Here is a 14834-nt window from a genome sequence, read left to right on the forward strand (position 1 = left end):
GGCCTCCCCATGTGGGTTGAATTGCCCGCTGATCTTTCAGCCTACTCCTGAGACGTGTGACGCAGGGGACCGCATTTGTCGGTGAGACCTGTTAGCTTCCTGCGAATGCGGATCCTGCACACCTCCGACTGGCACCTGGGGCGTTCGTTCCACCGCGAGAGCCTGCTCGAAGGCCAGGCCGCGTTCATCGACCACCTGATCGAGACGGTGCGTGCCGAGCGGGTCGACGTGGTGGTGGTGTCCGGCGACGTCTACGACCGCGCCCTGCCACCGGTCGACGCGGTCGCGCTCTGCGGCGACGCGCTGCGCCGCCTGATGGGCACCGGCGCCCGCACCGTGCTGATCAGCGGCAACCACGACTCGGCGCGCCGGCTCGGGTTCGGCGCCGACCTGATCGACGCCGCCGGGGTCCACCTGCGCACCGACCCGTCCCGCGCCTGGGAGCCGGTTCTGGTGGACGACGTCGCCTTCTACGGCATCCCCTACCTGGAGCCCGAGCTGGTACGCGGCCCCTGGGAGCTGCCCGACCGCAGCCACACCGCCGCGCTGTCCCACGCCATGGCGCACATCCGCGCCGACGCCCCGCGACACCGCCGCTCGGTGGTCCTGGCCCACGCCTTCGTCACCGGGGGAGAGGCCAGCGACAGCGAGCGCGACATCAGCGTGGGCGGGGTGGCGCACGTGCCGCTGTCGGCCTTCGAGGGGGTCGACTACGTCGCGCTCGGCCACCTGCACGGCCGCCAGCGGATGTCGGAGACGGTCCGCTACTCCGGCTCCCCCCTGGCCTACTCCTTCTCGGAGGTCAACCAGAAGAAGGGGTCGTGGCTGGTCACACTCGGCTCTTCGGAGGTCGACTTCGTACCCGCCCCGGTGCCCCGGCCGATCGGCCGTCTACGCGGTCCGCTGGAGGACCTGCTGACCTCCTCCGCATATGACGACGTGGAAGACCATTGGCTGCAGGTCGTACTGACCGATCCGATCCGCCCCAAATCAGCCATGGATCGGCTGCGCGCCCGCTTCCCCCACACGCTGGCGCTGTCCTTCGAGCCTTCCGGCGGCGCTCCCGTCGCCCAGCCCGCCCGCCTCAGCGGCCGGCCGGAGGCGGAGGTGGCGCTCGACTTCATTCGGGAAGTACGCGGCGAGCCTGCCGGACCTGACGAGGAAGACCTGCTAAGACAGGCGATCGAGGCGTCCAGGGTGAAGGAGACGATGGCGTAGATGCGGCCGCACCGGCTCACGCTCACGGCTTTCGGGTCCTTCCCCGGTTCGGAGACGGTCGACTTCGACGCTCTGGCGGAGGCGGGCCTGTTCCTCGTCCACGGGCCGACGGGCGCGGGCAAGACCACGATCCTCGACGCCCTCTGTTTCGCCCTTTACGGCCAGGTCCCGGGCCAGCGCAACAGCGCCCGCGCGCTGCGCTGCGACCACGCCCCGACCTCGGTCGGGCCTTCGGTCTCGCTCGAGGTGTCGCTGCGGGGCCGGTTACTGCGCATCCAGCGTTCTCCGGTGTGGCAGCGGCCCAAGTTGCGCGGGTCCGGGTTCACCGAGGAGAAGGCCAAGGTCATCGTCGAGGAACGGGTCGGCTCCGCCTGGCACGGCCTGACGACCCGCTCCGACGAGGCCGGTGACCTCGTGGGCGGGCTGCTCGGCATGAACGCCGACCAGTTCTGCCAGGTCGCGATGCTGCCACAGGGGGATTTCGCCAGGTTCCTGCGCGCCGATGGGGATGACCGGCGGCGGCTGCTGGAGCGGCTGTTCACCGTGAAGGTGTTCACCCAGACGGAGGCCTGGCTGGCCGAGCACCGCAAGGCGGCTTGGCGGGACCAGCAGGAGCTGCGGCAGCAGGTGGACTTCGCGATCCAACGCCTGGAGGAGGCGGCAGGCGACCTCACTCCCGCCGCCCTCGGGCCCGCCACTGCTACAGCCGCCCGGGATTCGGACACCGACCCGCTGGGGTGGGCCGGAGCGCTGCTCGCCGCCGCCCGCGCCGTCGTCGTCCGGACCGCCGAGCAACAGGCGGCGGCCGGGCGGGCCCTGCGCTCGGCACGTTCCCGCTTCGAGCAGGCGACGTCGCTGGCCGACCGCCAGCGCCGCCACGCCGAGGCCCTGACGTTGCGCCGCACCCTCGACGAGCGAGCCGAGGAACGCGCCGAACTCCAGGCCATCCTCGACGACGCCGCCCGCGCTGACCGCGTGCTTCCGCTCATCCGCGCCGCCCGCCAGCGCGCCGAAGCCGCGGCCAAGGCCCACTCCCTGGCCACGGACGCCGTCGCCCGCGCCTACCCCCTCCTGAAAGCCACCCCCACCGGACTTCCCACTCCCACCGACGCGCCTGCGGCCTACTCCGCTGACTGGCCGCTTATCGAGCCCTCCCACCACTTGTCCGACTTCTCCGACGACGGTGGCGGGTCCCGGCACGGCGGTGCGGCGGCCCGGGTGGGGAGTCTGGTCGGCTGGGTCGAGCCCGAGCGGCTTCACGCCATGGAGCGAGCCCGCCAGGCGGAGATCGCCCGCCTGTCCGAGCTGCTCACCGAGGAAGCCAGGCTGCTCGTCGTCCGCCGAGACCTTCAGCGCGTCGAGCAGGAGCTGACCGGGCTGGCCGCCGAGGACGAGACCGCCGCCACCCGGCTCGCCGCCCTGCCCGCGCTCGTCGAGGAGGCCGAACGCAAGCTGGCGCGGGCCCGCCTGGACGCAGCCAGGATCCCGGCGGCCGAGGCCGTACGGACCGCGGCGGCCGAGCTGATCGCCGTCGACCGGGAGCTGGCCGGCCTGACCGTGGAGCTAGACCGGCTCATCCAGCGCGAGGCCGAGGTGGCCGCCGCCGACGCGGAGCTGCCCGTACGGCTGGCTGAGGTCAATGCCCGCCTTGCGGAGGTACGGGCCGAGACGGCCGCCATCCCCGCCGCCGTCGCGACACTCGACGCGGCCAGGGCCGTACGAGATGCCGCCCACCGGGCCGAGACGCTGGCCGCCGAGCTGGAGTCCGCCACCGCCGACCACCAATCGCTTGTGGACCGAGCGCAGGGCCTGCGCGAGCACTGGCTGGACGTACGGCAGGCACGCATCGACGGCATGGCCGCCGAGCTGGCACGCGACCTGTCCGACGGCAGCCCGTGCGCCGTGTGCGGCTCCGACCACCACCCCCACCCGGCCTCGCCCGCCCCCAGCGCCCCGTCCGCCGACGACGAGCTGGCGGCGGAGCAAGCCCACGAGGCGGCCCTCTCCGAACGTGAGGCGGCCGAACGCACACTCGCCTCCCTGGAATCCCGCCACGCCGACGCCGTGTCGGCAGCGGGCGGCCTCGACACCGGCACCGCCGAGACCGCGGCGCTCCAGGCTCAGGAGGAGCTGTCCCGCCTGGAGGCGATCGCCGAACGCGAGCCCGCACTGGCCGCCGAGCTGGACCGCATCGAGACGGAACGCGACCGCGTCCGGGACCAGGCCCGCGAGCTCGGCGAACTACTCACGGCCCACCGCACCCACCACACCCACTACCAGGCCGAACGCGCCCGCCTCGTCACCCGCCTCCTTCAAAGCGGCCTCCTCGAAACCCACGTCCCTGACACCGGGCACCTCGATACCCTGTTTCCTGACTCCGACATCCGCCGCCATACGCGGTTCGCTCAGTCCGTCCAGACCGATCCCGAGGCGCACGTCAGGGCTGAGGACGGGGACGACGAGCGGCCGCTCGCTCTGGCTGATCGGGGCGCGGCCCCCGACGGAGCGGCTCCAGTAGATGACCATGGAGCGACGATCGGTCCCGAGTCGGCGCCCTCCGTGCTGGCTGTGGCCGAGGAGGCAGTGATGCGGCTTCGGGAGTCGGCCGGGCGGGAGGCCGGGCTGGCGCGGGAGGCCGCCGCGCTCAGCCAGGAGCGGGTGGCGCTGGAAGAGCGGGCGCGCCGGGTCACCGCCCGCCTGGCCGCCTGCCGTACCAGGCAAGAGGAGCTCAGTGGTGACGCGGGGCGGCTCACCGCGCGGCTCGACAGCGCGCGCGGCGACGACCCCACGCTCACCGCCCGCCTGTCCAGGCTGAACGACGAGGCCGAACTACTACGGGAGGCCCTGGAAGCCACGCAGGCCGCCGTCGCCGCCGAGGCTGAGCGGGTCAGCGCGATGGAGGCGGCCGTACGGGCGGCTCTGGAGGCGGGGTTCGGCGACGTGGCCGACGTGGAGGCCGCCGCCAGGAGCGAGTACGAGCGAGACGGCAAAGCGGAGCTGCTGCGGCGGCTTGACGCGCAGCACGCGGCCGTGACCAGTACGCTGGCCGATCCCGAGCTGGTGGCCGCCGCGCGGCAGGACGTACCCGATCTGGCCGCCGCCGAGGCGGCGCGCGACGAGGCCGAACAGGCGCACACGGCCTTGGCGTCGGCCAGGGACCGGGCCGCGCAGCGGGAGCAGCGAGTGGCCGAGCTGGGCGCGGAGCTGGCCGCGTGCATAGAGCGGTGGCAGCCCGCCGCCGACCGGCACCGGCTGGCCGAGCGGCTGGCGGCACTGGCCAGTGGTACGTCGAGCGACAATCAGTGGAACATGAGCCTGTCGTCGTTCGTGCTCGGTGAACGGCTCCGGCAGGTGGTCGACGCTGCCAACGAGCGCCTCGACCACATGTCGGGAGGGCGCTACCTCCTGCGGCACGACCTGCGGAAGACGGCCGGAGCCAGAGGGCGTTCGGGTGGCGGGCTGGGGCTGCGCGTGGCCGACGGGTGGACGGGTGTCGACCGCGACCCGGCCACGTTGTCGGGTGGGGAGAGCTTCATCACCTCGCTGGCCCTCGCGCTCGGCCTGGCCGACGTGGTGACCGCCGAAGCGGGTGGCGCCGAGATCGGCACGCTGTTCGTGGACGAGGGCTTCGGCACGCTCGATGAGGACACGCTCGACGGCGTGCTCGACATCCTCGACGGGCTGCGCGACGGAGGGCGGGCGGTCGGCATCATCAGCCACGTCGCCGAGCTGCGTTCGAGGATCCCGGCCCAGCTCAGGGTCTCCAAGGCGCGCACCGGCTCCACGCTGTCGGCAGTCGGGGTGGGCTGACGACCGGTCCGGGCTGGCACCCCGCTGCCAGACGGCCGGTCCGGGCCGACGCCCGCTGAAAGACGACCGGCCCAAGCCGACCCCCGCTCCGGCAGCGCGCGCGCCGACCTGGCCCGCTGCGCGCTGTCTCAGCGGGGAATCGGCAGTACGCGGTCGGGCCGGTCCTGCTTCCTGGATCGCCTATCCCTGTCGCACCGATATCTGATGGTATTTCGGCCTATGACGCCACTTCTTACGCGAAAGACCCTCGGTGGTACGTGGGGCACCGTCCTGCTGCCGCTCCGCCCTGACGACTCCATTGACATGGCCCGGTTGGCCGACGAGCTGGACCGGCTGGCCGTGGCGGGACTGGACGGCGTGTACGCCCACGGCACGGCGGGGGAGTTCCACGCCATAACCGACGAGGAATACCAGCAGGTCAACGAGCTGCTCGCGGAGCGTTGCGCCGGCCTGCCGTACCAGATAGGCGCCAGTCACATGAGCGCCACCACCTGCCTGCGGCGGGTGGAGCTCGCCCGTGAGCTCCACCCCGGCGCCATCCAGGTGATCCTGCCGGACTGGGCGCCACCGTCGTTGGCCGAGGTGGTGGCCTTCCTCGAGCGGGTCGCCGAGGTCGCCGACCCGGTGCCGCTGGTCCTGTACAACCCGCCGCACGCCAAGACCCGCCTCAGGCCCGCCGACTTCGGCATGCTGGCCGCACGGGTTCCCGCGCTGGTCGGGGTGAAGGTCGCGGGGGGCGATGCGGGCTGGTATCGCGAGATGGGGAACGAGGCGGCCGAGCTGCCGGTGTTCGTGGCGGGGCACACCCTCGCCACCGGTACGGAACTGGGCGCGGCGGGGTCCTACTCCAACATCGCGGCGTTCAGCCCGACCGGCGCCATGGCCTGGCAGCACCTCATGCGCACCGACCCGGCGGCGGCGCGCGACGTGGAGCGCCGGATCGGCCTGTTCTTCGCCGAGCACGTCCAGCCGCTGGCGTCCGATGGCTACGCCAATCCGGCGCTCGACAAGTTCCTCGCCCATGTCGGTGGCTGGGCGGACATCGGTACCCGGGTCCGCTGGCCGTACCGGTTTGTGGAGGAGGAGCACGCCGAGCGGCTCCGCCCGATCGCCAGGACGGCCCTGCCGGAGCTGTTCCCCGAGCCGTAGCAGCCGAGAGCCGGGAGCCCGGCGGGAGCCGAGCGCCGAGAGTCGACGCCGCCTGCGCCCGGCACCCGGCCGGGCTCACCCGCCCTTCGCAACGGTGTTCCTGACGTCTACCGGGCGTTTGATCAACTTTTAGGCGCGGGTCAGATCGGCGACCCGCTGGAATTCTGTCAGGTCCAGCCGGGCGGGATAGGAGCCGAACGTAACGCCTGCCGCCCGATCATGCGGACCAGCACACTCTGTATGAGGTCTTCCGCGAGGTGGACCTCTCCGGTGAGCAGATAGGCCAGGCGCATCAACGAGCGTTGGTGAGCATCCACGAACGCCTGGAAACTGGCATCGCGATCCAACGTCTCTCCTCATGTCGATACCCTCCAGACGCTGTGGGCGCGGCGAAAGGTTGGCACTCCTGAGGCCGGATGGCACGGAGGAGTCCCAACTGTGGCGCAGACGCTTCCGCGCGCCTGCTCAGGACTCAGGTGCTACTCAGTACCCGTTCCGGTGTATCCAGCCAGATCGACTGGCCGTCCGGCGCGACGGTGAGGCCGTAGCGGCGCCAGTGCGGCTCGCCCCAGCTCACCCACTGCGCGTACGCCTGGACGACCTCATCCCACACAGGCCGGTCGCCCACCTGCTGAACCCCGTGACCCACACTTCCGGGCCGCCAGGTGGCCACCGCCCACGACCGGCCGTCGTCGGGATCGTAGATCCACGTGCGCACGTATTCGCTGTCCTCATCGGCACCCTCGGTGGTGTGCGACCGCAGACCCGTCAGCGCACCGATGGCCAGATCCGCGCCCGCGCCCAGCCGGTCGAGCGCTCGCGGGTCGAGCGCCGTCCGGTAATGCCGACGCCCTTTGCCCGGCGGCGGGTCCTCGCCCGGTTTCAGCCGCTGCGACCGCATCATCATGTAGCTGGCGTACCCGACCGCCCGCCCGATGGCGGTGCCGTCGTCCCGCACTTCCAGGCGTAGCGCGTGACTGGTGCCATAACCGGGATGCCACGGCAGCACGATCACGCCGCCGGGGCGGGTCTGCTTCACCCAGGCGTACGGAATCGTGCGGATGCCGCAGGTGACATGCACCCGGTCGTACGGCTCCCCGTCTGCGCAGCCGAGCGCGCCGTCGCCGACGAGCAGCCGCGGATGGGTCCCGGACGCGGCGAGGTTCTTCGCCGCCTGCTCAGCGACCTGTGGGTCCACCTCGATGGAGGTCACCTCCCCCTGATCTCCGACGAGATGGGACAGCAGCGCGGCGGTGTATCCGGTCCCCGTACCGATCTCCAGCACGCGGTGGCCGGGCTCGGGGGCCAGGTGGTTGAGCAGGTCCGCGACCGTGCTGGGCGCGGACGCCGACGACGTGGAGTTGCTGTGCAACGCGTCGAGGCCGCTCGCGCCGTCGTCGAGCTGGGTGACGATGATGCTGCCCGAGTAGACGGTGTCCCACCAGGTGGCGGGGTCGGCGTCGCGGTCGATCAGGTACGGCGCCCCCTCCTCTTCGACAACCAGGCCCACGGCGGGAATGAACAGGTGGCGAGGCACGGCGTGCACGGCGTCCGTGATGGATGGGCTGATGTCTCCGGATCCCTCGGGATCCAGGGCGGCGCTCAGTCGTGCGAGGCGCTCGGGCGTGACGCTCACTTCCCCTTGCCCTTCCCATCGGCGTGGTCGCCCTGGGGTTTCTGTTGCTGGTCGTTGGTACTGCCGGTGCCGCCCTCCTTGCCGGTGACCTCTTTCTCCGTGGGGCTGTTCGCGTCCTCGTGTCGGCCCACTGCTGTCTCCTCTCGTGGTGCGGGGGTCTGACGGCGCAAGCGGCCTTTGGGCTGGTCTCTCACGTCGTCCAAGGCCAGCCATGGTTGCTTGCCGAGGGCGAAGCGCAGCCAGTACGCCGTCTCCGGCCCGTACGGGATGTGGATCTCGTGTCGCACCTTCACGGCCGGGGCCGGGAAACCCTCGGCCGGCTCGTACAGGTCGGCGGTGACCGCGAACGGCCTGGTTTTCGCCACGGTGACGAGCCGGGCCCGCTCGCTCAGGCGCGGGCACGTCGCCAGCGACTCGGGAACGCAGTCCGGGCAGGTGGGCGGCAGGTTCGTGATCGGCGTGCCGTCCGGTGTGGTCGGCGGGTCGTCCACGAACAGCCACGTGGTCCGGCCGTCCTTCTTCTGGCGGCACGAGCCGCTGCACACCATGCACAGGTGCTCGTTCATCATGCGGCGGGTGCGCGGTGTGTTGATCGCCCGCCACTTGTACGCCCCGGACCGGTCCTGACCGTGCCGCAACCAGAGAAGGCCGCGTTCCCAGTCGGCCGGGCGTGGGTTCTCGTACGTCAGGAACAGCGCTCCGGCTGCGGGGTCGAAGGCGAACGCGAGTGCGTGCTCCTCGACCTCGCCGGTCCAGAGGTTCTGGTCTGGGATCCGCCAGCCGCCCCGAGTGCGGTGCACGGCGTCGATAAGGGCGGTCACGCTTGTGGCGCCTGTGTCCGGCATCGGGGCGGGCGTTTGCGAGGGGGTTCGGACCCGTGACTGTCCATGTACGGAACGCTACGGATCGAGGAGCATGGAGCTCAACGAAGTTGCTTTAGATTTCTCCTTGATCGTTCAGTGCCTGGCCGACCAGTCGGCGTGCCTCCTCGCCGCGTACTGCCAAGGCCATAAGACGGTCGAACGCCTTCTCGTAGATCGTGACCTCGTGGCGCTGTCGCAGCGTCAGCTCGGCGGTGTACGTGGCCACGGTCACCATGCGGCTGTCGTAGATGGTGAACGCGTTATTCCTGGGCACCGTGTACGGCGCCGCCAGCGGCACGATGCCGAGGCTGAGACGCGGCGCACGAGTGACATCCAGCAGCCGGCGCAGCTGCTCCGTCATCGCCTCGCGGTCACCTACGGCGGTGTACAGCGCTGCCTCGCCAAGGAGGAACAGGAACCGGCGATGGGCGCGGCCGAGTACCCGCTGGGCCTCCAGTCGGGCCTGTACGCCCTCCTCAATGTCGTCAGGAATGCCGTGGAAATCGATGACCGTCGTCAGGATGCCGCGCGCGTACGGGGCCGTCTGGAGCAGCCCAGGGATGACCGTGGGTTCCCAGGCCCGGATGAGCCGCGTCTTCTCGTAGGCGTCGATGTTGGCACGCTGGCGACGCCGCGTACCGGTCTTGAGGGACCGCCTCCAGTCCATGTACTGAGCGTCGATCGAGCGGACAGCCGCGACCAGATCGCTGATCTCGCTGGGGAATTGGCAGGCAACGCACCAGTCCCGGATGTCGTCTTCAGAGGGAACCTGCTTGCCGAGCTCGATCTTCGACACCTTGGACGGCACCCATCCGCACGAGGTGGCGAGCTCGCGGCCGGTCAGCCCGGCATCGCGCCTCAGGTCTCGCAGGCGGATGCCGAGCGCTTGAACGGCTTGCTGCCCGAGAAGGGGTTGATTCACCGGAGGTGCGCGGCGAACTCGTCCAGCGACTGGGCATGCTTCAGGGCCAGATCCCGCCATGCCAGGTGACGCGAGACAACCTCGCGATCGGTGACGAGTTCGGCGCCGGCGAACGTGTCGCTGGCGTCGTCGAAGTGCAACCAGATCAGGCGGGAGCCGTCGAGCAGCCAGGCGTCGTACGGGTCGAGGCCAAGCCGCTCGGCAACATCGCGGCGCAGATAGCGGATGTCCTCCCCGGCCCGCACGCTGAGCTGAGCCACCTTCATGCCGTACCTCGTGTAGTCGGACGGCGGTACGGACACGATGCGGACTCGCTGCCAGGTCTTCCCGGATGCGACGTCGCAGCTGATCTTCTCCATCCAAGACCGATGCCACGCGTAGTCGTCCGACTCGCCGGCCTGCCACTTGCGGAACGGCTCGGCGCCCACGGTGCTGTTGTAGCGCTCGCGGAGCTCGAACCGGAATGCGCTGGTGGTGAAGGTGGCGAGCAGGTTGCCCAGCTCCGCCTCGGACAGAAGCACGGTCACCCCTGGGGGAAGTGTGGCAGGAGGTCCTTGGGGATCTCGATGATGATCTCGTCGGGGGCCAGGTTGACGGCATCGCCGAGGGCCTCGGGATCGGTGATCAGCTTTCCCTGGACTGCGATCGTGTCGCGGTCCGTCTCGTAGACGGCGGGACAGGTGCCTTGCTCGCTGTTGCTTCCGAGGAATCGCAGGCGCATGGCCGCTCCTTGATCGGATTTCTTAGAGTTTCTCCATTCGCGCCGATCGTCCATTGGCCTTGAGGCCCTCGTCAATAGCGGAAGCGAGAGAACCGCATCACCTCCCCCACGAAGAAGGTGTTCTCCGCATCGGCCGCCCTCGACGAACCACCTGAGAGAGATCAGGGCCGCGCCAGGCGGCCCTGGGTCACTTGCCCACCCCTTCCGTGAGGCCGCGCAGGAACTGGCGCTGCCCGATCAGGAACAGCACGATCGTCGGCAGCGCGGCCATGGTCAGCCCCGCCATCATCACCGGCCAGTCCGTGAGCAGGCGGCTCTGCATGGCCATCAGCCCGACCGGCAGCGTCTTCAGCGCGTCGTCGCTGACGAAGACCAGCGCGAACGCGAACTCGTTCCACGCGAACAGCGCCTGCAGCAGCGCCGCCGACACCAGGATGGGCCGCGACATCGGCAGGATGATCCGCCAGAAGATCTGCGTGGTGGACGCGCCGTCGATGGTGGCCGCCTCGTCCACGGAGCGCGGCAGCTCGATCATGTACGCCCGGATCAGGAAAATCGTGAAAGGCACCCGAAAAGCGGTATAAAGCACGATCAATGCCCAGTACGTGTCGAAGAGCCCGATCGACGTCAGCAGGCGGAAGAGCGGGATCAGCGCCACCGTCGGCGACAGCAGCAGCCCGCCCAGCACCAGCAGCGCCACCCCGTTCCCGAACGGCAGCCGCAACCGGCACATCCCGTAAGCCGCCCACGCGCTGATCAGCGTCGTGGCCACGATCGACGCCGAGGTGACGATCACGCTGTTGGTGAAGTAGCGGACGACACCCAGGTCCCAGGCCCGCGCCCAGTTGTCCCAGCGCAGCTCGCCGGGCAGCCCCCACGGCTGGTTGAAGATCTCCTGGTTGTCCTTGAACCCGCTGAGCACCATCCACAGCACCGGATAGAGCACGGCGATCCCGAACCCGGCCAGCAGGCTCCATCCCAGCAGCCGCCCGACCACCGCCCGCAGCCGTATGGGGGCCTCCGTGTGCACCACGGCCGGGCGGGTCAGGCTGGTCGAGATCACGAGTCGTACCTCCGGCGGCGGGACACGGCCAGTTGTACGGCCGCGATGGCGAACGTGATTACGAAGATCACCGTGGCGACGGTGGCCGCGTAGCCCATGTCGTCCTCCATGAACGCCTTGCGGTACAGCTACGGTCCGCGCCGGTACTGGGGTGTGCAGGCCATGTGCGTGTGGAGGGTGGAAAGTGGAGACGATCGTAGGGCCCTGCGAATGTAGGAGTTCGCACGCGCGGTGACGGAGAGTAACGGTACGGTCTTCCCTGTGAAGGTCGTCGTGCGGGTGAAGCTGATGCCGCTGGCCGTTCAGGCCGCCGCGCTGTCGGCGACGCTGCGGGCGGTCAACGAGGCCGCGAACTGGGTGTCGGCTGTGGCGTTCGAGCATGGCGTGCCGCGTGAGTATGAGCTGCGCAAGCACACCTACGCCGAGTTAAAGGCGCGGGGGCTGGGGGCGCAGGCCGCTCAGCACACCATCAAGAAGGTCCGCGACGCCTACACCACGTTGGCGGCGAACATCCGTGCGGGCAACCTCGGCAAGAAGGGCTCCAAGCGTCGGACCAAGGCCGAATCCAAGCCGATCACTTTCCGTCCCGAGGCGGCGCATCCTTTTGACGACCGGTGTCTGAGCTGGCAGTACGACGCTCAGACGGTCAGTATCTGGACCACCGCCGGGCGTATCAAGAACGTCCGCTTCCTGTGTTCCGCCGGCGCGCTCAAGACGCTGCGTGAGCACCGCGAGGGCGAGTCCGATCTGATCGAACGCGATGGCGTGTTCTACCTGATCGCCGTGTGCGAGGTGCCTGAAGCGCCGCTCAACGAGCAGCCCGGCGGCTGGCTCGGCGTGGACTTGGGCATCATCAACATCGCCACCGTGGACGGCATGGCGCCCTTCACTGGACGTGGGCTGAACCGGCACCGCCGACGGCAGCTCGAACTTCGCCGCAAGCTCCAGGCCAAGGCCACCAAGTCCGCCAGAAGGCGGCTCAAGCATCGCCGTCGCAAAGAGTCGCGGCACGCCGCGAACGTCAACCACATCATCTCCAAGGAGATCGTGACCGAGGCCGCACGCACCTGTTCCGGTATCGCGCTGGAAGACCTGGGCGCCATCCGGGAGAGGGTACGGCTCCGCAAGCCCCAACGGGTCACGTTCCATTCCTGGGCTTTCCACCAGCTCGGGACCTTCCTTGCCTACAAAGCGCGGCGGGCGGGCGTCCCGCTGGTGTATGTCGATCCGGCGTACACCAGTCGGCAATGCGCCGACTGTCACCACATCGAGAAGAACAACCGGGTCAACCAGGCGCTGTTCATCTGCCGGAGGTGCGGGGTCGTTGCCCACGCCGATCGGAATGCCTCCCGCAACATCGCCGCACGCGGCGAGGCTGCGTGGATTGCGGGGCGTGAGTCACGCGTCCCAGCCACCTCCTAGGGTGGTCTGGACGGAGGAGGCCACACCACAGCCAGTGGTGTCCTACCTCCAAGCCCGGTCCTTTAGGGCCGGGTCAAGTTGACGAAGTCCACGGCCAGGCCCGCGTTCTTGCTCTGGCCGTTGACCAGGAAGCCGTCGGGCGCGCCCGTCAGCGCGTTCGTGTCGCCGGGGGCGCTGGCCGGGGCGGGCAGGCGCAGGAAGCTCCAGTCGAGCTCCGACTTGTCGAGCACGTCGAACTCGACGGACTCCAGATAGTGCATGGCCGCCTTCCCGGACAGGAACTGCGCCTGCGCGGTCTCGTGCGACAGCCCGTTGGCGTCCTTGGTGCCGCAGCGGGACACCAGCTCGCCGAACTGCTTGAGCGCCGTGACATAGCCGGGATCGGTGAAGGCGCCCGTCGCCGGGGCGTAGTCGGTCTCCAGCGTCTTGGGGGCCACGTCGTAGGTGTTCAGCTGGGTGATGAAGTGGATGGCCGCCCAGCCGTACTGGTTGCCGAAGGCGATCGGCTGCACGCCTCCGGACTTGAGCGTGTCGCAGGCGGTCAGCAACTCCTCGAACGTCTTGGGCACCTGGACGCCCGCCTTGGTGAAGACCGCCTTGTTGTAGGCGAGGTACTTGCCGTCGAGGTCGACCGGCATGCCGTAGTACTTGCCGTTGTACTGGAACGCCTTCAGCGCGGCCGGCGCGAACGTCGAACCCCACGGGGTGTCGGGCCCGATGACACCGGTCAGGTCGGCGGCCAGCCCGGCCCGGACGAACTTGTTGGCGAAGTCGCCGGCCCAGGAGAAGTAGATGTCCGGCAGGTCCTTCGACGCCGTGAGCACCCGGATCTTGTCCTTGTACGGCTGGTCGCCGACCTGCTCGAGCTTGATGTCGACCTTCGGGTTGGCCGCCTTGTACGCCGCCACGACCTTCTCGAAGTAAGGCGCGTACTTCGGATCGGCGAACTTGGTGACCATCGTCAGCGTGCCCGACCTGTCCTTGGGCGCGGACAGGTCGGCCTTGGCGGGCGCGCCGGCCGAGCCGCCGCCGCAACCGGCGGTGACCAGCGCCGTGCCCAGCAGTAGGGCGGTCCAGCGATGCGTGTTCATGGGCTCTCCTTGGTGCTTGGCAGGGGGGCTTCGTGTCCGAAGGCGCCGTAGGAGGTGCAGGCGTGGGAGGCGTAGGCGGTGGCCGCGACGGCCAGCGCGGGCAGGTCCTCGCCGCGGGCCAGGCCGACCAGCAGGCGGGCGATGAACGCGTCACCGGCGCCGAGCGTGTCCACCACGGCGACGGGCTCGGCGGCACCCCAGGCGACCACGTCTCTGGAGTCCGCTAAGGCTTCAGCGGCGCTGTCGCCCGCTCCGGCGGCTCCCGAGACCAGGACGGCGCCGTGGGCACCGAGGGTGACCGCCACCGTGGCCGGGCCCAGCGCCCGTACCCGCCGCGCCAGCGCGAGCGCCTCGTCGCGCGAGCCGGACGGGCTGGACAGGATCGCGATCCCGGCGTGCCGGGCATGCTCCTCGACGTAGTCCCACGGGCGTTCGGAGAAGTCGAACGACAGCCGCCTGGCGTGCGCGGCCAGCTGGTCGAGCTGGCCCTCCAGGAACGAGCACTCGCCGGTGTGCACGATGTCGGCCGCCGCCAGCCGTACCAGATCCGCGGGGGAGAGGCGGAAGCGCGAGACGCCCTCGCGCCCGCCGGTGAACTTGCGCTCGCCCGCGACGAGACGGACGGTGGCGAAGGCGTTCGGCCCGTCCACCGTCCGCAGCAGTGACAGGTCCACGCCCTCGGCGGCCAGCGCGTCGCGCACCACGCGCCCGGCCTCGTCGGTGCCGACCGCGCCCAGGTAGCCTGACTCGGCGCCGGTACGGCGGGCGTGCACGGCGACGTTCACGGCGTTGCCGCCCGGATACATGACGCCGAGATCGGGATAGCGGTCGACGACGTTGTCCCCGACGGCCACCAGGCGAATCAAGCGTGGCTGCACACGTTCTCCTGAGAATGGGAAGGTTCTCACTCGCTTGAGTGAGAACGTTCTCAATCGCTGA

General features: G+C 70.0%; 13 protein-coding genes. 4 read left to right on the top strand and 9 right to left on the bottom strand.

Features of this window, described 5'->3' with window-relative positions:
- Positions 1-105 precede the first annotated feature (105 nt).
- From ACGFJ2_RS02390 to ACGFJ2_RS02400, 3 genes are all read left to right on the top strand, one after another.
- Positions 106-1218, top strand: a complete 1113-nt coding sequence (locus tag ACGFJ2_RS02390) for an exonuclease SbcCD subunit D (protein WP_393463774.1) — start codon at positions 106-108, stop codon at positions 1216-1218.
- Positions 1219-5028: an AAA family ATPase gene (locus ACGFJ2_RS02395; RefSeq protein WP_393463777.1), complete on the top strand. Its 3810-nt coding sequence runs from the start codon at positions 1219-1221 to the stop codon at positions 5026-5028.
- Positions 5029-5247: 219 nt separating this feature from the next.
- Entirely contained in the window at positions 5248-6177 is a 930-nt protein-coding gene (locus tag ACGFJ2_RS02400; RefSeq protein WP_393463780.1) for a dihydrodipicolinate synthase family protein, read from the top strand.
- A 167-nt stretch (positions 6178-6344) separates the two neighbouring features.
- Here the strand turns inward: ACGFJ2_RS02400 and ACGFJ2_RS02405 are convergent, their stop codons facing one another.
- The 7 genes from ACGFJ2_RS02405 to ACGFJ2_RS02435 form a co-directional block, all read right to left on the bottom strand.
- On the bottom strand, positions 6345-6524 hold the full coding sequence (locus ACGFJ2_RS02405) for a sigma factor (protein ID WP_393463783.1): 180 nt from the start codon (positions 6522-6524) through the stop codon (positions 6345-6347).
- Positions 6525-6649: 125 nt separating this feature from the next.
- On the bottom strand, positions 6650-7813 hold the full coding sequence (locus tag ACGFJ2_RS02410; RefSeq protein WP_393463786.1) for a methyltransferase domain-containing protein: 1164 nt from the start codon (positions 7811-7813) through the stop codon (positions 6650-6652).
- Positions 7810-8634 (bottom strand): hypothetical protein, encoded by an 825-nt coding sequence (locus tag ACGFJ2_RS02415; protein WP_393463789.1) that lies wholly within the window; start codon positions 8632-8634, stop codon positions 7810-7812. Before ACGFJ2_RS02415 ends, ACGFJ2_RS02410 begins: the two co-directional genes overlap by 4 nt.
- A gap of 115 nt (positions 8635-8749) precedes the next feature.
- On the bottom strand, positions 8750-9658 hold the full coding sequence (locus ACGFJ2_RS02420; RefSeq protein ID WP_393463792.1) for a helix-turn-helix domain-containing protein: 909 nt from the start codon (positions 9656-9658) through the stop codon (positions 8750-8752).
- Positions 9595-10125 carry a DUF6879 family protein gene (locus ACGFJ2_RS02425; protein ID WP_393463794.1) on the bottom strand — a complete coding sequence of 177 codons (531 nt, stop codon included), beginning with the start codon at positions 10123-10125 and terminating at the stop codon, positions 9595-9597. Before ACGFJ2_RS02425 ends, ACGFJ2_RS02420 begins: the two co-directional genes overlap by 64 nt.
- The gene (locus ACGFJ2_RS02430) at positions 10122-10319 is read right to left on the bottom strand and encodes a hypothetical protein (RefSeq protein WP_225289591.1); all 198 of its coding nucleotides are present in this window, start codon (positions 10317-10319) and stop codon (positions 10122-10124) included. The genes ACGFJ2_RS02425 and ACGFJ2_RS02430 overlap by 4 nt, the downstream gene beginning before the upstream one ends.
- A gap of 187 nt (positions 10320-10506) precedes the next feature.
- Complete coding sequence (locus ACGFJ2_RS02435; RefSeq protein ID WP_393463798.1) at positions 10507-11382, bottom strand: carbohydrate ABC transporter permease; 876 nt, start codon at positions 11380-11382, stop codon at positions 10507-10509.
- A 261-nt stretch (positions 11383-11643) separates the two neighbouring features.
- On the opposite strand from ACGFJ2_RS02435, the gene ACGFJ2_RS02440 reads away from it, so the two are divergent.
- Complete coding sequence (locus tag ACGFJ2_RS02440; RefSeq protein ID WP_393463801.1) at positions 11644-12804, top strand: RNA-guided endonuclease InsQ/TnpB family protein; 1161 nt, start codon at positions 11644-11646, stop codon at positions 12802-12804.
- A 62-nt stretch (positions 12805-12866) separates the two neighbouring features.
- On the opposite strand, the gene ACGFJ2_RS02445 is transcribed toward ACGFJ2_RS02440, so the two are convergent.
- Both ACGFJ2_RS02445 and ACGFJ2_RS02450 read right to left on the bottom strand, forming a co-directional pair.
- Positions 12867-13895, bottom strand: coding sequence for an ABC transporter substrate-binding protein (locus tag ACGFJ2_RS02445; RefSeq protein ID WP_393463804.1), 1029 nt, complete (start codon positions 13893-13895; stop codon positions 12867-12869).
- Positions 13892-14773 (bottom strand): PfkB family carbohydrate kinase, encoded by an 882-nt coding sequence (locus ACGFJ2_RS02450; protein ID WP_393463807.1) that lies wholly within the window; start codon positions 14771-14773, stop codon positions 13892-13894. The genes ACGFJ2_RS02445 and ACGFJ2_RS02450 overlap by 4 nt, the downstream gene beginning before the upstream one ends.
- Positions 14774-14834: the final 61 nt, after the last annotated feature.

Source organism: Nonomuraea sp. NPDC049028, assembly GCF_043197735.1.
Lineage (GTDB): Bacteria > Actinomycetota > Actinomycetes > Streptosporangiales > Streptosporangiaceae > Nonomuraea.